Origin of the sequence: Exiguobacterium sp. N5, from assembly GCF_025842465.1 — a bacterium.
GTDB classification, from domain to species: domain Bacteria; phylum Bacillota; class Bacilli; order Exiguobacteriales; family Exiguobacteriaceae; genus Exiguobacterium; species Exiguobacterium profundum.
In genome coordinates this window covers 1680261-1697993 of record NZ_JAPAEP010000001.1, presented here as the reverse complement: position 1 = coordinate 1697993, position 17733 = coordinate 1680261, and the positions used below count along the sequence as shown (strand labels likewise).

Here is a 17733-nt window from a genome sequence, read left to right as displayed (position 1 = left end):
AGGGATGAAGCCGCATGCTTTCATTTAACATGGAACAGCTGAAACAACAATTCGAGGAGGTGTTTGCCACCTCAGCAGACCGGTCGTTCTTCGCACCGGGACGCATCAATTTGATTGGCGAGCATACCGACTATAACGGAGGACACGTCTTCCCATGTGCAATCACGTTCGGAACATACGGACTCGTGAAAAAGCGCGAAGACAACCTGATTCGTGTCTATTCGCTCAATTTTGAAGAGGTTGGTATCGTCACGTTCCCGGTGACGGACGAGACGTACGAGGCGAGCCACGACTGGGCGAACTACGTGAAAGGGGTCGTCACGCTTCTCAGGAAAGACGGACACGACCTCAACGGGTTCGACTTCTTCCTTGCGGGCAACATCCCAAATGGGGCGGGTCTCTCGTCATCAGCCTCCCTCGAACTCGTAACGGCATACATGTTAAATGAAGTGTACGGTCTCGGTCTCGAACGGCTTGACCTCGTCCGACTCGGACAACGGGTCGAGAATACGTTCATTGGTGTCAATAGCGGTATCATGGACCAGTTCGCTATTGGAATGGGCAAAGCGGGGCAGGCGATGCTCCTCGATTGCGAGACGCTCCATCATGACTATGCACCGATTGTCCTCGACGGGTACGACATCGTCATCATGAACACAAACAAACGTCGGGAACTCGCCGACTCGAAATATAACGAACGTCGGCGCGAATGCGACACTGCACTCGGCTTGATTCAACCGAAATGTGAAGTCAATTCTCTCGGACAATTGTCGATGGAAACGTTTGAACAAGTCGCGCTCGACTTGCCAGAGACACTTCGTAAACGGGCGCGTCATGCTGTTTCTGAGAACGAGCGGACAATACTCGCCTACACTGCTCTACAGGAAGGACGACTCGAGACGTTCGGTCAGTTGATGAATGCGTCGCATGCATCGCTCCGGGATGATTACGAAGTGACCGGCATCGAGCTAGACACGCTCGTTTCAGCCGCGCAAGGGTGTGACGGCGTCATCGGTGCTCGCATGACGGGGGCCGGATTCGGTGGTTGTGCCATCGCCATCGTCCGTCAAGACAAGACGGGATCGATGATTCAGGAAACTTCGGATCGATATGTGTCGACAATCGGTCACGCACCGACGTGTTACGTCGCCTCGGTCGGGGACGGGGTACGAGAACTCGTAGAGGAGGAAGTGAAATGAGTATACTCGTTGTTGGCGGTGCCGGCTATATCGGTTCGCACGCCGTTCGTACATTGTTGAAAGAAGGGGAAGACGTCGTCATTCTCGATAATCTTCAGACAGGACATGTTGAATCGATTCCACAGGATGTCCGTTTTTATAAGGGCGACCTGCGTGATCGAACGTTCTTGAAAGATGTTTTCATAAAGGAATCAATCACAGACGTCCTTCATTTCGCAGCGAACTCCCTCGTTGGCGAATCAATGACGGACCCGCTCGCCTACTATGACAACAACGTCTTCGGGACGCAAATTCTCCTCGAGACAATGCGCGATGCGTCAGTGAAACGGATTGTCTTCTCCTCGACGGCCGCGACTTATGGTGACCAGACCATGATGCCGATTGACGAGACGGCGCTTACGAATCCGACGAACACATACGGGGCGACAAAGCTCGCGATGGAGTCGATGATTCGCTGGTGTGACCAGGCACATGGTATCCGCTCGGTCGCACTCCGTTACTTTAACGTCGCTGGCGCGATTGCGACCGGTGAAATCGGCGAAGACCATGACCCGGAGACGCATCTCGTCCCAATCGTTCTGCAAGTGGCGAACGGACAGCGTGACGCGATTACCGTGTTTGGTGATGACTATGCGACGGAAGATGGGACATGTATCCGTGATTATATCCACGTCCAAGACCTCGTCGATGCGCATATGTTAGCGCTCCGTTATTTACGAGAAGACGGTGCGAGCGACGTTTTCAACCTCGGGACAGCGAACGGGCTATCAGTGCTCGAAATTATCGAGGCGGCACGTCGCGTGACGGGACATGACATTCCGGTCTTACTTGGTGAACGCCGCGCCGGGGACCCGGCTAAATTGATTGCCTCGTCTGACAAGGCAAGACGTATCCTCGGATGGACACCGACCCGTTCCGACGTCGAGACGATTTTGACGGACGCTTGGAACTGGCATGTGACACATCCATTCGGCTATCAGGTGAAAGAGGTGAGACGATGATCGATGTGATGATTGAGGCACTCGTCGACGCGGCGATTCGTGAAGAGCTGATTGACGAGCAGGACCGTATCTATTCACGGAACCGCGTGCTCGCAAAACTGAATAAGCTCGACTTTGAAGTCCCACGTTTTGTGTCAGAGCTGTCAATCCCCGAGTTGCTCGAACAAGTGGTCGAGTATGCAGTGGGGGCGGACATTATCGAGCCGATCCTTGAAGAGAAGGACCGCTTCATGGCGGAAATCATGGATATCTTCGTATCCAAGCCATCGGAAGTGACACGTCATTTCAATGAGCTCCTTGAGACAGATGTGACAGCGGCGACTGACTATTTCTATCGGATGAGTCAGGCGTCAAATTATATCCAGACACGTCGTATCGCGAACAATATCACGTATCAGGCACCGACTCGCTATGGCACGCTCGATATCACCATCAACTTGTCGAAACCGGAGAAGGACCCGCATGAGATTGCACTCGCTCGAATGCAACCGACCTCGACATCGAACTATCCAAAAGGATTACTCGCGATTGAGAACGAAGGATACAGCGGTCACTTGAAACACCCAGCGCGTGCGAATCATCGCATCATCCCGCTCACGCTCGGTGGACAGCCATGGTCGTTCCAGTATTCACCGTACCTCTATTACAATGAGCACTCAATTTTACTGTCGAACGAGGTGCGTGACATGGTCATCGACCGAGGAGCTTTCGAGCGTCTGCTCGACTTCATCACGCAGTTCCCACACTACTTCGCCGGGTCGAATGCGGACTTGCCGATTGTTGGAGGCTCGATTTTGACGCATGACCATTACCAGGCCGGCCGCTACCGGTTCGCGATGGACGATGCGCGAGTCGTCTCGACATATCGTTCTGAACGCTATGATCAAGTCGATATCGAGACGCTGTACTGGCCGCTCTCGGTCGTCCGTCTCCGCTCCAATCAAAAAGAGCAGCTTGTCATGTTGGCGAACCAGTTGCTCGGATATTGGCGCGATTATGAGGACACCGTTAGTGAAGTCATTCCGTATACAGAAGGTGTCCCACACAATACGGTGACGCCAATTGCAAGACGCCGAAACGGACGTTACGAGCTCGATCTCGTCTTGCGAAACAACCGAACGAGCAAGGCGCATCCGGACGGTATTTTCCACCCGCACGCTGATGTGCATCATATCAAGCGTGAGAATATCGGCTTGATTGAAGTAATGGGGCTCGCCGTCTTGCCAGCGCGCCTGAAGACAGAACTTGAGCAAGTTGTTCACTATGTGGCCGGCGAGGACGTTGATGTCAAAGTGATGCATCAAGAGTGGGCCGATGAGTTACGGAAGAAGTCGGGCGACCCGAAAACGATTGTCGATCAAGCGGTCGTCGATAAATTTGTGAAAGGTCTTGAGGATGCTGGTGTCTTTAAACAGACGAACGCTGGGCAGGAACGATTTGATACGTTCATCCGGTCACTCCTTAGCCATGTCGATAAAGTGGAGTACGGAACACCAAGGTCGGGAATGAGAGAGAAAACGAACTAAAGGTGGTAGTACGAGTGAAACAAGCGACGATTCAAAACACCAACGGCATGAGACTATCCGCCATCGATTATGGTTGTGCGATGACGGAACTGACGGCCCCGGACCGGGAAGGAAACCTAGACTCGGTCATCTTGAAATACGGGGACGTCTCACAATACTTAGAAAATCCGGTCTATCTCGGGTCAATCGTAGGGCGGATTGCCGGACGGATTCGTGACGCAGAGATTGAGGGTGTCGCCTTGACCCCAAGCGAGGCGCCCCATCATATTCACGGAGGCGAGAAAGGCATCACGTCCCGTTATTGGGAGATGGATGCGGACGAACAGTGTATCCAGTTCACATATCTCAGCCCGGACGGAGAAGAAGGGTATCCCGGCAACGTCTTCTTCAAAGTGTTGTACGAACTGACGGATCACAATGAACTGATTGTCACGATGACGGCGGAAACAGACCAACTGACGTGGGTCAACCTGAACCATCACAACTATTTCAATCTTGGCGGACGCCCGACCATCCACGACCATGAGCTGACGCTACCAGCCGATTCGGTCGGGGTGCTCGACGCGGATTCGCTGCCGACAGGAGAGTTGCGTGATGTGAGCGGGACACCGTTTGACTTCCGAGACGGAAAAGCGGTCCGAGAGGCGCTCGTGTCAGGAGACGAGGCGATTGAACGGGCGAGCGGTCTTGACCATCCTTTTATCTTGAAGGATGGACCGATTCGATTGCACGACCCGATGAGCGGACGGACGATGACGGTCGAGACGAATCAACCGGTCATGGTCGTCTACACAGGGAATTTCTTGAGTGAAGAGACACCGGTGACGCTCGACGGTCGACAGAAACATAGCGCAATTTGTCTCGAAGCCCAGGCGTTCCCAGATGCCCCGAACCATCCAGACATCGCAACCTCAATCGAACTGAAACCGGGTGAGTTGTATCACTCGCGGACGGTGTATCGGTTTGGGGTGGAATGAATTCATCACTACCATTCAAAAAGGAGGCAACCGATTTAAGTCGGTTGCCTCCTTTTCAATCAAGATTTAGTAGTTTGAACAGGAGTAGTGACGTCCGCCCCGTTCGTCGCAATCACTTGCTTATACCAATCGAAGCTCTTTTTCTTCGAACGTGTGAGCGTCCCGTTGCCTTCATTGTCTTTATCGACATAGATGAAGCCGTAGCGTTTCTTCATCTCACCGGTCGACGCACTCACCAAGTCAATCGGACCCCAGCTTGTGTAGCCGATGATGTCGACACCGTCCTTGATGGCCTCGTGCATCTGTTCGATATGTTTCGCCATATAGTCGATGCGATAATCGTCTTCGACATATCCGGTCGCATCCGGTGTATCGACGGCACCGAGTCCGTTCTCGACGACGAATAGCGGCTTTTGATAGCGGTCATACAGTTGGTTCGCCGTGATCCGGAAACCGGTCGGGTCAATCGTCCAGCCCCATTCCGATTTCTCGAGGAACGGATTCTCAAGTGAACTGAAAATGTTTCCTTCGGTCGACTGGTTTATCTCTGGATCCGTACTCGTCGTCCGACTTGCATAATAGCTGAAGCCGATGTAGTCGACCGTATGCTCTTTCAACAGTTCGAGGTCTCCTTCTTCTATCTGAAGCGTAATACCTTGCTCCTCGAGATATCGTTTGGCATATCCCGGGTACTCTCCACGTGATTGGACGTCGATGAAGAAGAACGATTCACGGTCTTTGTCCATTGCATCTAACACATCATTCGGGTTACACGAATAGGCATACGTTTGACCAGCAGCAAGCATACAACCGACCTGTAGATCAGGATTGATTTCGTGAGCTGCTTTGACGGCTTTCGCACTCGCGACGAGTTGATGATGGGCCGCCTGATATTTCACTTGTTGCTTGTCTTCTCCGTCCTCGAACACGATGCCCGCTCCAATGAATGGGAGGTGGAGTAGCATATTGATCTCGTTGAACGTCATCCAATACTTCACTTTACCGTTGTAGCGGGTGAAGAGGGTCGTCGCATATGTCTCGAAGAAGTCGACGACTCGTCGATTGCGCCAGCTTCCATATTTTTTGATCAAGCTGACAGGTACATCGAAGTGAGCGATTGTCACGACCGGTTCAATCCCATGTTTTAATAGTTCATCGAAGACATCATCATAAAACTGCAAACCTTCCTCGTTCGGCTCCACGTCATCTCCGTTCGGGAAGATTCTTGACCATGCGATCGAGAGGCGAAGCGCCTTGAATCCCATCTCAGCGAATAAAGCGATGTCTTCTTTGTAGTGATGGTAAAAATCAATCGCTTCATGCGAAGGATAAAACTCTCCGGGCATAGGTTCTAATGATGGCAATTCTCCAAACATGACATCGAAGCGTTTTTTACCCGTCGGCAACAAGTCGACGGTAGTTAAACCTTTTCCCCCTTCTGCATAAGCGCCTTCTGCTTGGTTGGCGGCAATGGCGCCACCCCATAAAAATCCTTTTGGAAAACTCATCGTATCCATCCTTTCTATATTAGTGGGAGGAAAAATCCTCCCACTTGATTCATTAGATGATGAAAATCGGATCGCCCGTCTGGACATGTGAGGCGTAGTTTGGTGAGAGTGCTTTTCGGTTCGTGACAATCACAGGTGTCGTCAACGCACGACCTGATTGCTTGATCGCGTCGATATCGAATTCGATCAGCAGTTGTCCTTTTTCGACAAATTCACCTTGTGTGACGTGTGCTTTGAAATGCTTCCCTTCTAGTTGAACGGTATCCATACCGATATGGATCAGGATTTCAGCCCCTGATTCCGTTGTGATCCCGATGGCATGATGTGTCGGGAAGAGGGCAGACACAGTACCGGAAACCGGAGCGATCAGTTTCCCTTCCGTCGGTTCGATGGCAACACCTTGACCGAGTGAACCAGATGAGAAGGCGACATCCGAGATATCTTTCAAACGGACGACAGTTCCTTGAAGCGGGCTAACGACTTGTTCCTGACTGACAGTTGTCGCAGATACTTCTTTGGCGACCGGTGTAACTTCTGATTGTGGTGTCGCGGTTGCTGCTTGATTGACACCGCCAAAGAGGTAAGTCAAGACGAACCCGACGATGAAAGCAACGGCCGTTCCGATGAGTGAACCATAAAAACCAGTTGTGATGCCTTCAGGCGAGATGGTGGACGGATAGCCGAAGACACCGAGCCCCCCGATGATATAAGTTTGTGTCCCCATGACACCCATGATTCCACCACCGACAGCACCACCGATACAGCTCATGATGAACGGTTTTTTGAGGGGGAGCGTCACCCCATAAATAGCGGGTTCGGTCACACCGAAGATACCTGAAATGAAGGACGGAATCGTGAGCGTTTTAATCTTTTGATTTTTAATTTTGAAGAAGACTGCGAGCACGGCACCGATTTGTGCGAACGATGCTGCAAACACAAGTGCGAGAATCGGGTCAGCCCCGAGTGACGTCAAGTTGTTGATGGCGACCGGGACAAGCCCCCAATGAAGACCGAAGATGACGAACACTTGCCAAAATCCACCGAGGAATAGGCCGGCGACGAGCGGGCTCAAGTTATATACAGCGACCGTGGCGCTACCGAGAAGCATCCCTGCCCAAGTCGCAATCGGTCCAATCAAGATGAACGTGAGTGGTACGACAATCAACAAAGTAAGTAGTGGAACGATGAACATTTTGATGACGTCTGGAATGACAGTCTTCAAAAACTTTTCAAGTTTTGCTGCAAAGAATGCCGCGATAATAATTGGAATGACGGAAGTCGAGTACGTCATCAAGATGACAGGAACACCGAGGAACGTGATATGAATCGGTGACTCGAACATGGTTCCGGCAAAGACCGTATAGAGAGGGTCTCCAGCCGTCAGCGTCGATAAGGTCGGATAGACGAGTGACGCCCCGATGGCCATCCCGATAAACGGACTTCCTCCGAATTTCTTAATGGCCGTATAGCCAAGGAAAATCGGGAAGAAGTAGAACAGCGAATCCCCGATGGCATTCAACAATTGATACGTACCTGACGTGTTGTCGAGCCAACCGAGTGCGACGAACAGGGCGTTGAATCCTTTGATCATCCCGGTCGCTGCTAAGACGCCGAGCACAGGAGTAAAGATGCTAGAGATGATATCGATAAAACGGCTGAACAAGGATCCTTTTGGAGCGTTCTCGTCTTCAATTGGAGACTGTTGTTGGAATCCGCCGACCTCGACGACGGCTTTATACACTTCTGGTACATGATTCCCGATGACTACTTGGTATTGACCACCGCTCTTCATGACCGTGACGACCCCATCCATGTTTTTGATGGTTTCGGTATCTGCTTTTTGTTCATCCTTTAATTTAAAACGCAAACGGGTGATACAGTGGACGACGCTATTGACGTTCTCTTTCCCGCCAACATGTTGAATAATATCGCGTGCGAGCTGTTCATATTTCATGTCCGTTCCCTTCCTTTTCCCATAATTTTGGTTTGCGTCAAATAAAAAACCTGACCCGTGTCAAACGAAGAACGTGAAATCACGTCATTCATCCGACTCGAGTCAGGTTATGCCCACTAAAGGTAACATTCCTGCGCAGGATACCGTTCAGTTGTTATTTGATAATTGAAATGTAGCATGCAGCAATTCAAAATGTCAACGCTTACATTCCACTTTTTTTGTTTTCCGATCCTCCCTACAACGTAAAAGAAGAAAGCGGAACGGCATCATGACATGATGTTGCGAAAAAATGATAAATCCTTCTTTTCAATTATCAAGATGAAGGGGGTAAGAAGGTACTACAGTTAACCTGCGCCTGATTTCGGTCATTTAATCTGTCTGTAGGGAGGAAACCAACATGAAGGAACAAACGACGATCGTGGGCGATCTCGTGGAAGTTCTCAAGAAAAGTAAGAAATGGATGTTCGTGAGTATGGTTCTCGTCGGACTCTTAGCTTACTATTTGAGCACTTCATTTATCCAGCCGAAATATGAGGCGTCCACACAAGTGCTACTCGTTACACAACAAGAAGACAACCGCGTAGACAGTTCGGAAGTGTTATCCTCGCTCTCACTCGTCAATACGTATCGCGTCATCATGAAGAGCCCGGCTGTTCTTGAGAAAGTCAAAGATCAGGTACCGAACGCACCAGACCCGCTCTCGGATGTACTCACCGTAGAAAGTGAAGAGGACTCACAAGTCATCAATGTGTTCGTCACCGCGAACGACCCGGTCGTGGCAGCGGAAACGGCCAATGTGATCAGTGAAGTGTTCGTTTCTGAAATTCCGGATTTGATGAACATCGACAACGTTCGAATTTTATCTCCAGCCGAAATTCCGGAAGCGCCTGTCTCACCGAACGTGCTGCTCAACACGGCAATCGGACTTTTCGCCGGATTCTTGTTAGGTGGATTCATCGGTCTATTACGCCACGTCTTTGATAAACGCATCCGGAATGAACAAGAAGCGGAACGGTTGCTGGACTTGCCGGTCATCGGATCGATTCCGACAATCGAACGCCGGGATTTGAAAACGAAAAATGTGAAAGAAGCGACACCCCAAGTGAAAGGAGACGTTTCGCATGTTCGGTCGAAAAAAGAACGCCAATCGTCTTGATTATAAAAAACGGGATCTCGTCACGTTGGCGAATCCGAAGTCACCGATTTCTGAACAATATCGGACGATTCGGACCAATCTGGAGTTCACGTCCGTCGGCCATAAGTTACAGATGATCACAATCACTTCCGCTTCGTCTGGGGAAGGGAAGTCGACCACGGCGGCGAACCTAGGAGTCGTCTATGCGCAACTCGGAAAAAATGTCGTCATCATCGATTGTGATATGCGCAAACCGACGGCACACCAAACGTTTCAGATGTCAACACATGCGGGATTGTCTACCGTATTGGCCGGTCGCGTCACGCTCGAACACGCGCTCCAAAAAACGGATATTCCGCGTCTGACCTTGCTGGCGGCCGGTCCGATTCCACCGAATCCGACCGAACTGATCGCCTCGTCACGCATGACGGACCTCCTGAGTGATTTGCGTGAACAGTTTGATATCGTGATTGTCGACACGCCTCCGATGATGCACGTCGCCGATGCTCGACTGTTGGCCAACGTATCCGACGGGACGATTCTCGTGATCGGTTGCGAGAACTCAGATCGTCAGCTCGTCCTGAAGGCGAAAGAACAACTTGAACGGACCGGGTCACAACTTCTCGGCCTCGTCCTCAACAAACGTTCTTCTCGTGATAACAACACCTACTACGCATACGAGTGAGGTGTCGGACATGAATATTCTACACATCAATGCCATCAACGAAGTGAAAAGTACCGGTCGGATGTGTAAAGCACTCGCATCCGTTCATGCCTCTTACGGACACAACGTCCGAATCGCCCATGCGACCGGACCGGTGACCGAGACGAGTGTGGTAGTCGGACAGGCGTGGGAAACGAAGCGACATGCGCTCCACGCCCGCGTGACAGGGCGCCAAGGGTACACGTCCAAACGGTCGACCGCTGACTTGATCGCCTTCATGGACAGCTTTCGGCCGGACGTGGTTCATCTTCATAATCTTCACGCCAATTACCTTCATCTCCAGACGTTGTTTGAGTATTTGGCGAAGCACGACATCGCCACAGTCATGACGCTTCACGACTGCTGGCTATTCACCGGGAAATGTACCCACTATACGGCGGTCGGGTGTGCGCGCTGGAAGGATGGATGTGGACAGTGCCCACTCTTAAAAGAAGACATCCCGAGCTGGTTTTTAGACCGGACCGGCGAGATGTTGGCGGACAAGCGCCAATGGTACGACGCCATTCCACGCTTGGCAGTAGTGGGAGTGTCGGATTGGATCACGATGGAAGCCCACTTCTCGATTCTGCAACATGCCTCCATCATTCGCCGCATCCACAACTGGGTCGATTTGGAGACGTTCACACCGAAAGAGGTAGCCCCACTTCGGGCACGCCTCGGGTTGACGGGACAACACATTCTTCTCGGTGTGGCGAGCCATTGGACGGAGGCGAAAGGATTGTCTGCCTTCATGGAGTTGGCCACGGCCAGACCGTCCGACCAAATCGTCTTAGTCGGACAGATGCCTGAACAACATGACCTGCCGGCGAATGTGCTTCACATTCAGGAGACACATGACCCGAGCGAATTGGCTTCTTACTATGCCGCGGCAGACGTCTTGTTGAACCTGTCAGAGGAAGAATCATTTGGAAACGTGACGGCAGAGGCACTCGCCTGTGGCACGCCAGTTCTCGTCCTCAATTCCACGGCCAGTCCGGAACTTGTGACAGAACGGACCGGTGTCGTCGTCGCCACGCGATCGGTCGAAGATGTAATGGACGGACTCGATCGTCTCCATCACGCCTCGATCTCACGGATCGCTTGTGCGAACGAAGCGCGTCAACGGTTCGACTTATTCGACCGGGCGGAGGACTACCTGCACGTGTATGAGGAGCTGCAAAACGAGAAAGTGAGGAACGCTTTATGACACCACTCGTATCCATCATCATCCCCGTCTATAACGGGAGCGATTATTTACGGACATGTATCGACAGCGCCTTGGCCCAGACGCATCCTTCGATTGAAGTGATCGTCGTCAACGACGGCTCGACTGATGACGGGAAAACGGCGGCGATTGCGACAAGTTACGGCAAGCGAATTCGCTACGTGGAAAAGGAGAATGGAGGCGTCTCGAGTGCGTTGAATCGTGGGATTGAAGAGATGAACGGAGACTATTTCTCCTGGCTCAGTCACGATGACGTGTACGCACCGACAAAGATCGAACGACAGCTCGCCGCATTGCACGAGCAACATCTCCCGATGAACCAGACAATCGTCGTCACAGGGACGGCGTTCATTGACGAAAATGGGGAGGCGATCCGACGGGTGCAACGGAAAGTGAGCGGATTCTATTCGAGTCAGGACATGTTCCGTCACTTGCTGTTGTCCTCGACTTTGAACGGATGCGCGCTCTTGATTCCGCGACGAGCGTTCGAACATCGGCGTTTTTCGTTAGAGGACCGCTTCATTCAAGACTGGATCTGCTGGGTCGAGTTGGCGCTCGATGGGTTCGACTTTTACGTGATGCGTGAGCCGCTCGTCTATTCACGGATTCACGGCGAGCAACAGACGAAAAAAATCGCATATCGAGCCACGATGGAATCGAATCGCTATCTGAAGCGGCTACTCCAGGACGTCGAGGTGCGTGATAACGGAGAGGAATTGACCGCCATCATTCTGAAGCACACGTTTAAAGAAAATGCGGCGGACGTACGGGAACAGTACTTAACGACACATGATGTGAATCGTTACTTTGGACCGCTGGAATATCGGTGGCTTCGCTGGAACGGTATCCTGTTTTCAAACCTGCTGTCTCTATATCGAGGGATGACCAATCTGATTTATCGTTAGAAAGGAGGGGTTGAGATGACGATCTATTTAGTCAATATGGCGCTGTTGGTCGGTTGGGGACTGTTGTTGATCCGTCACGAGATTCCGAGTCGCCGTGCTTGGTTCGTATCTTTCGCCACGATTCAATGGATCGTCTTGTCAGGCTTCCGAGACGTCACCGTCGGGGCAGATACCGCGCAGTACAAGGCACTCTTCCTTCAGTCGCAAACGTTACCGCTCGGTGCGTTCACCGACCGCTTCTTTGAAATCGTCTTCACGGAGAGCGAGGACCCGGGTTTCTACCTGTTCCAACGTCTCATCCAGTATGTGATTACGGACTATCAAGTGTATCTCGTGCTCATCGCGATGATTTTCATGATTCCACTCGGCTATTTCATCTACAAATACTCGAGCGAACCGCTCATCAGTTTCCTGCTCTTTTCGGTCCTCTTCTACGAATTCTTCGCCGTCACCGGCTTACGCCAAACGGTGGCGACCGCGCTCGTCGTGCTCGTCGGATACCATTTCGTGCGGGCGCGGAAGTTGGGCTGGTTCCTTCTGCTCGTATGCATCGCCATGACGATTCATAAATCCTCGCTCATCTTCGTCCCGTTCTACTTTTTAGCGAACAAGCAACTGACCAAAGCGTATTTGATGACCATGTTCGGGGTCGTCATCGGATTGTTCGTCTTCCGGAATTCGTTCTTCGATCTGCTCGTTCAAGTGTCTGGCTATGAAACCTACAGCGCCATGGAAGGGGCCGGGGCGGTCAACTTCAGTCTGATGTTGCTCTCTGTTCTCTTCATGGCACTATGGCGAAAAGATCAAATTTTAGCGAACAATCCATCCGCCATCCATTTCTTCAATGCGTTGTTACTCGCCGCCTGTCTCTTGCCGTTGACATTCTTAAACCCGTCCATGATGCGGCTCGTCCAATACTTTTCACTCTTCCTATTGTTGATGATTCCAGAGATTGTCGGCACGTTCGAGCGGCGGGAACGACTCGTCGTCTATTACTCGGCAGTTATGTTGCTCGGTCTCTTGTTTATTCGCGAAGCGCCGGTGTATTCGTTCTTTTGGTAAAACGAGGAGGTGAAGCATATGTCGACACGCATGACGCTAGACGAGGCAGCCAGTAACCGCAAAATCAAGATTGGAGCGGTCATGTCCTACACACAGATCTTTTTCGGCATCTTATCCGGTCTCATCTATACGCCGTGGATGATTCATGAAATCGGGCAGGCGAGTTACGGGTTGTATATGCTGACCATCTCTCTCATCAGTATGTTCGCGATGGACTTCGGGCTCGATGCGGCCGTCTCACGATTCATGAGCAAGTATATGGCGGAGGGGGACCACGAGCGGGCAGGACGATTTTTAGGCATCGCCTATAAACTGTTCATCGCCATCTCACTCGTCCTCTTCCTCATCCTCACCGTCGTCTACTTCTTCTTGGACTCGATTTACTCGAGTTTGACAGCGACCGAACTCGAACAGTTGAAAGTGCTCTATGTCATCGCGGGACTGTTCATCGTCGTCTCGTTCCCGACGAAGCCATTCTCTGGCATTCTCGTATCCCATGAACAATTCCTCTTCTCGAGTGCCTTACATCTTGCTGAGAAGGTCGGGACGGTCGCTTTGATGGTCACCGCACTTCTTCTCGGCTATGGGTTGTATGCCCTTGTCATCGTTAATGCGCTGGTCGGCACAATCGTCTTACTCGTTGAATACGTCTTCATTCGGCGCAAGACTCTCGTCCGCGCCAACTTTCAGAATCGAGAGAAAGGAATATATCGGGACATCTTTAGTTTCACATCCTGGAGCACGATCACGCTCGTTGCCCAACGCTTCGTGTTGAACATCACCCCGAGCCTACTAGGGATTCTAGCAGGCAGTGCGTCGATTGCCCTCTTTTCCGTCGGGATGGTCATCGAAGGATACGTCTGGACCATTGCGGCTTCACTCGGCTATTTGTTCCTTCCGAAGGTCAGTCGGATGTTGTCCCGAAACGATCGTGAGGCCATCGGGTACCTCTTCGTCCGCATCGGTCGAATTCAACTGTATATCGTCGGACTCATTCTCGCTTCGTTCTTCATCCTCGGTCGAGAGTTCATGCACCTATGGGTCGGACCAGACTTCACCGACTCCTACGTGATCGCGCTTCTCTTGATTGCACCGAGTGTGATCACGTTGACGCAAGACATCGGCAACACGACACTCATTGCCGAAAACAAGGTGAAGTATCGGGCGTTCGCAGCCCTTATCGTGGCCGCCATCAGTATGACGCTCTCGCCACTGTTGATTCCACACTTTGGTCCGATTGGTGCGGCCATCGCCATTTGCATCGGCAACATCGTCGGTCTCGTCTTCTATATGAACGTGATTTATCATCGGGTCCTCGGTCTCGACATTCTTGGCTTTTTCCGCAAATGCCATCTGAAACTCTTGCCCGGTATTCTCCTGTACACGCTCATCGGCTGGGGAATCCAGTTCTTCTTCCCGTCCTCGAACTGGTTCGGCTTCGGCTTGAAGGGAATCGTGCTCATCAGCATATACGCCATCATCATGTGGGGACTCGCATTTGATGAAACGGAGAAAGCCATGTTCCGCCAAGTGTTCGCTCAATTGAAACTACGCATCCTATCCATTCACCACACATCCTAGGAGGGAACAAGATGAAACGACTCAAGGTCATGACGATTGTTGGTACTAGACCCGAAATCATTCGATTGTCCGCCGTGATGGCACGTCTCGAAGCCTCCGAGGCAATCGATCATGTGCTCGTTCATACGGGACAAAACTATGATTATGAATTGAATCAGATTTTCTTTGAAGACTTTGGCCTGCGGACACCGGATTATGTGTTAGACGCCTCGGCGGATGGTCCGATGGCGACGATCGGCAATATCCTCATCGCCATCGATCCCGTGCTCACATCCGAGCGTCCGGACGCGGTCTTGCTACTCGGGGACACGAACAGCTGTCTCGCAGCCATCGCCGTAAAACGTCATCACATTCCCATCTTCCATATGGAGGCGGGGAATCGCTGTTTTGATGAACGGGTCCCGGAGGAGACGAATCGTCGCATCGTCGACCATATCGCCGACATCAATCTGACCTATAGTGACATCGCACGCGAGTATCTGCTTCGTGAAGGGTTACCGGCGGACCGCATCATCAAGACGGGGAGCCCGATGTACGAGGTGCTCCATCGTCAACGGGAGAAGATCGAGCGGTCAGACGTGCTCGAACGGCTCGACTTGGAGCGAGATGCCTATTTCGTCGTATCGGCCCATCGCGATGAAAACATCAGTGATGACGAGAACTTTTTCGATCTCGTCGACACGCTCAATGCGGTCGCGACCACGTACCAGCTCCCCCTCATCGTCAGCACCCATCCCCGGACGGCAAAACGCATTCGTGAGAGTGGGGTGCGTCTCCATCCAAACATTCGTACCCTCAAGCCGCTCGGCTTCAGTGACTACGTCCACCTGCAACTCCATGCGAAGGCCGTGTTGTCGGACAGCGGTACGATCAGTGAAGAAAGCTCGATTCTTGGAATCAAAGGATTGAATATCCGACAAGCGCATGAGCGTCCGGAGGCGATGGAGGAAGGGGCAGCGATGATGGTCGGATTGAAGCGGGAACGGGTGCTTCAGGCGCTTCGAATCTTAGAAGAGACGGAAGGTCCGATGCGACTCGTGAACGATTATGCCATGCCGAACGTCTCCGATAAAGTGCTCCGCATCTTGCTGTCCTACACGGACTATGTGATGCGAGAAGTGTGGAAGCAACATCCGGTGTCGACCGAGAAGAAAGAGGTGTGAGCCATGGACTATATGACGTTCAAACGAGTTTTTGACGGGACGCTCAGCGGAGTCGCGCTCCTTCTTCTCGCACCGTTTCTGCTCCTCATCGCCCTCTTGATCAAAATCGATTCGAGGGGTCCCGTCTTTTTCAAACAGGAGCGCATCGGGTTACGGGAGACACGTTTTTGGATGTATAAGTTCCGGACGATGCATCAAGACACCCCGAACGATGTCCCGACACATCTGTTTAACGACTCCACGAAACACATCACGCGCGTCGGGGCGTTTCTTCGCAAGACGAGTCTCGATGAATTGCCACAGCTCGTAAACATTTTAAAAGGCGAGATGGCCATCGTCGGACCGAGACCCGCACTGTGGAACCAAGACGACTTGGTCGAGGCCCGTCGACAGGTAGGCGCGACAGAAGCGCTGCCGGGGCTGACCGGATGGGCACAAGTGAAGGGGCGCGATGAGCTTCCGATTGAGATGAAGGCGAAACTCGACGGGGAATACGTTCGCCAGATGAGCTTATGGTTCGATCTGCGCTGTATCGCCTTGACCGTCAGGAACGTTTTGCTCCGGGAAGGAATCGTGGAAGGGGCGCCCCCACCCAGCCCGACGTCTGAAGAAAAGAAGATGATGCATGTTGCGAAAAAATGATAACGGTTTCCATTAAGTTACCAATTTAAGTGAGACCAACCGGGTAAATGATGACATACCGCTCTTCCTACATCTGAGACTAGACAGCTACGAAAGGAGCCTTCTTATGTTTTCCAATAAAACATTGCTCATCACGGGTGGGACGGGATCGTTCGGCAATGCCGTGATGGAGCGATTCCTCGATACGAACATCAAAGAGATTCGCATCTTTTCACGGGATGAGAAGAAACAAGAAGACATTCGCAATCGCTATCATCATGACAAGTTAAAATTCTACATTGGCGATGTACGGGACCCGAACAGTGTCAAAAATGCCATGTATGGGGTCGATTACGTTTTCCATGCAGCGGCACTAAAACAAGTTCCCTCGTGTGAGTTTTTCCCAATCGAAGCGGTGAAGACGAATATTCTCGGTACGGAAAATGTCTTGAATGCCGCCATCGAAGCGGGTGTGGAGAAGGTCATCTGTCTTTCGACGGATAAGGCGGCCTACCCAATCAATGCGATGGGAATCTCCAAAGCGATGATGGAAAAAGTTTTCGTCGCCAAGGCCCGTGCGGTCGGACCAGACCGGACGCTCATCTGCGGGACCCGTTACGGGAACGTGATGGCCTCGCGTGGGTCGGTCATCCCATTATTCGTGGAGCAAATCAAAAAAGGGGAGCCGCTCACCGTGACCGATCCGCTCATGACGCGTTTCTTGATGAGCTTGGCCGATGCGGTCGAACTCGTCGTCTTCGCATTCCATCATGCGCATGCCGGTGACATCATGGTCCAAAAATCACCTGCCTCGACAATCGGTGTGCTCGCGGAAGCCGTGAAACAACTGTTCGGGGTCGATCTCCCCATCAAAGTCATCGGGACCCGCCACGGTGAGAAAGCGTTCGAGACGTTGATGACCCGGGAAGAGAAAGTCGTCTCCGAGGACATGGGTGGATTCTTCCGCGTCCCGGCCGACAATCGTGACTTGAACTACGAGAAGTACTTCAGTGAAGGCAGCCAGGAGTTGACTGCTCAAGGCGAGTACAACTCGAACAATACGAGACAGCTCGATGTGGAGGAAGTGAAGGAACTCTTGTTGACGTTACCTTACATCCAGGAAGAACTCGCGAAATGGACGATTCCCGCTTCCGCGAAACGAATCGGGTGAGT

At 51.8% G+C, this 17733-nt stretch carries 15 protein-coding genes; 13 read left to right on the top strand and 2 right to left on the bottom strand.

Going from position 1 to position 17733, the window contains the following annotated elements; genetic code table 11:
* Positions 1-14 precede the first annotated feature (14 nt).
* The 4 genes from OKS35_RS08765 to OKS35_RS08750 are packed head-to-tail and all read left to right on the top strand — an operon-like array spanning position 15 to position 4703.
* On the top strand, positions 15-1199 hold the full coding sequence (locus tag OKS35_RS08765; RefSeq protein ID WP_264092904.1) for a galactokinase: 1185 nt from the start codon (positions 15-17) through the stop codon (positions 1197-1199).
* A complete protein-coding gene (galE, locus tag OKS35_RS08760) occupies positions 1196-2200 on the top strand; it encodes a UDP-glucose 4-epimerase GalE (RefSeq protein ID WP_264092903.1) in 1005 nt (334 codons plus the stop codon). The genes OKS35_RS08765 and galE overlap by 4 nt, the downstream gene beginning before the upstream one ends.
* Complete coding sequence (locus OKS35_RS08755) at positions 2197-3726, top strand: UDP-glucose--hexose-1-phosphate uridylyltransferase (RefSeq protein WP_264092902.1); 1530 nt, start codon at positions 2197-2199, stop codon at positions 3724-3726. The genes galE and OKS35_RS08755 overlap by 4 nt, the downstream gene beginning before the upstream one ends.
* Positions 3727-3740: 14 nt before the next feature.
* Complete coding sequence (locus tag OKS35_RS08750; protein ID WP_264092901.1) at positions 3741-4703, top strand: aldose epimerase family protein; 963 nt, start codon at positions 3741-3743, stop codon at positions 4701-4703.
* A gap of 59 nt (positions 4704-4762) precedes the next feature.
* Here the strand turns inward: OKS35_RS08750 and OKS35_RS08745 are convergent, their stop codons facing one another.
* Positions 4763-6220 (bottom strand): 6-phospho-beta-glucosidase, encoded by a 1458-nt coding sequence (locus OKS35_RS08745; RefSeq protein WP_318841970.1) that lies wholly within the window; start codon positions 6218-6220, stop codon positions 4763-4765.
* 43 nt (positions 6221-6263) lie between these two features.
* Positions 6264-8165: a beta-glucoside-specific PTS transporter subunit IIABC gene (locus tag OKS35_RS08740; RefSeq protein ID WP_264092899.1), complete on the bottom strand. Its 1902-nt coding sequence runs from the start codon at positions 8163-8165 to the stop codon at positions 6264-6266.
* 397 nt (positions 8166-8562) lie between these two features.
* Here OKS35_RS08740 and OKS35_RS08735 point away from each other — a divergent pair, with 397 nt between their 5' ends.
* The 9 genes from OKS35_RS08735 (at position 8563) to OKS35_RS08695 (ending at position 17731) form a co-directional block, all read left to right on the top strand.
* The gene (locus tag OKS35_RS08735) at positions 8563-9321 is read left to right on the top strand and encodes a YveK family protein (protein WP_264092898.1); all 759 of its coding nucleotides are present in this window, start codon (positions 8563-8565) and stop codon (positions 9319-9321) included.
* Positions 9287-9985, top strand: coding sequence for a CpsD/CapB family tyrosine-protein kinase (locus OKS35_RS08730; protein WP_264092896.1), 699 nt, complete (start codon positions 9287-9289; stop codon positions 9983-9985). Before OKS35_RS08735 ends, OKS35_RS08730 begins: the two co-directional genes overlap by 35 nt.
* A gap of 10 nt (positions 9986-9995) precedes the next feature.
* On the top strand, positions 9996-11210 hold the full coding sequence (locus tag OKS35_RS08725) for a glycosyltransferase (protein ID WP_264092895.1): 1215 nt from the start codon (positions 9996-9998) through the stop codon (positions 11208-11210).
* Entirely contained in the window at positions 11207-12133 is a 927-nt protein-coding gene (locus OKS35_RS08720; protein WP_264092893.1) for a glycosyltransferase family 2 protein, read from the top strand. Before OKS35_RS08725 ends, OKS35_RS08720 begins: the two co-directional genes overlap by 4 nt.
* A 15-nt stretch (positions 12134-12148) precedes the next feature.
* The gene (locus tag OKS35_RS08715; RefSeq protein ID WP_214690492.1) at positions 12149-13195 is read left to right on the top strand and encodes an EpsG family protein; all 1047 of its coding nucleotides are present in this window, start codon (positions 12149-12151) and stop codon (positions 13193-13195) included.
* 18 nt (positions 13196-13213) lie between these two features.
* Positions 13214-14776 carry an oligosaccharide flippase family protein gene (locus OKS35_RS08710; protein ID WP_214690493.1) on the top strand — a complete coding sequence of 521 codons (1563 nt, stop codon included), beginning with the start codon at positions 13214-13216 and terminating at the stop codon, positions 14774-14776.
* Between the two features lie 11 nt (positions 14777-14787).
* Positions 14788-15939: a non-hydrolyzing UDP-N-acetylglucosamine 2-epimerase gene (gene wecB / locus OKS35_RS08705; protein ID WP_264092892.1), complete on the top strand. Its 1152-nt coding sequence runs from the start codon at positions 14788-14790 to the stop codon at positions 15937-15939.
* A gap of 3 nt (positions 15940-15942) precedes the next feature.
* Positions 15943-16581 (top strand): sugar transferase, encoded by a 639-nt coding sequence (locus tag OKS35_RS08700; protein ID WP_214690495.1) that lies wholly within the window; start codon positions 15943-15945, stop codon positions 16579-16581.
* Between the two features lie 106 nt (positions 16582-16687).
* On the top strand, positions 16688-17731 hold the full coding sequence (locus tag OKS35_RS08695) for a polysaccharide biosynthesis protein (protein ID WP_159562892.1): 1044 nt from the start codon (positions 16688-16690) through the stop codon (positions 17729-17731).
* Positions 17732-17733: the final 2 nt, after the last annotated feature.

Bases quoted from the DNA above. Each gene is read 5' to 3' on its own strand.
- OKS35_RS08765 (WP_264092904.1), top strand. From the start codon at position 15: ATGCTTTCATTTAACATGGAACAGCTGAAACAACAATTCGAGGAGGTG.
- galE (WP_264092903.1), top strand. From the start codon at position 1,196: ATGAGTATACTCGTTGTTGGCGGTGCCGGCTATATCGGTTCGCACGCC.
- OKS35_RS08755 (WP_264092902.1), top strand. From the start codon at position 2,197: ATGATCGATGTGATGATTGAGGCACTCGTCGACGCGGCGATTCGTGAA.
- OKS35_RS08745 (WP_318841970.1), bottom strand. From the start codon at position 6,220: ATGGATACGATGAGTTTTCCAAAAGGATTTTTATGGGGTGGCGCCATT.
- OKS35_RS08740 (WP_264092899.1), bottom strand. From the start codon at position 8,165: ATGAAATATGAACAGCTCGCACGCGATATTATTCAACATGTTGGCGGG.
- OKS35_RS08735 (WP_264092898.1), top strand. From the start codon at position 8,563: ATGAAGGAACAAACGACGATCGTGGGCGATCTCGTGGAAGTTCTCAAG.
- OKS35_RS08730 (WP_264092896.1), top strand. From the start codon at position 9,287: ATGTTCGGTCGAAAAAAGAACGCCAATCGTCTTGATTATAAAAAACGG.
- OKS35_RS08725 (WP_264092895.1), top strand. From the start codon at position 9,996: ATGAATATTCTACACATCAATGCCATCAACGAAGTGAAAAGTACCGGT.
- OKS35_RS08720 (WP_264092893.1), top strand. From the start codon at position 11,207: ATGACACCACTCGTATCCATCATCATCCCCGTCTATAACGGGAGCGAT.
- OKS35_RS08715 (WP_214690492.1), top strand. From the start codon at position 12,149: ATGACGATCTATTTAGTCAATATGGCGCTGTTGGTCGGTTGGGGACTG.
- OKS35_RS08710 (WP_214690493.1), top strand. From the start codon at position 13,214: ATGTCGACACGCATGACGCTAGACGAGGCAGCCAGTAACCGCAAAATC.
- wecB (WP_264092892.1), top strand. From the start codon at position 14,788: ATGAAACGACTCAAGGTCATGACGATTGTTGGTACTAGACCCGAAATC.
- OKS35_RS08700 (WP_214690495.1), top strand. From the start codon at position 15,943: ATGGACTATATGACGTTCAAACGAGTTTTTGACGGGACGCTCAGCGGA.
- OKS35_RS08695 (WP_159562892.1), top strand. From the start codon at position 16,688: ATGTTTTCCAATAAAACATTGCTCATCACGGGTGGGACGGGATCGTTC.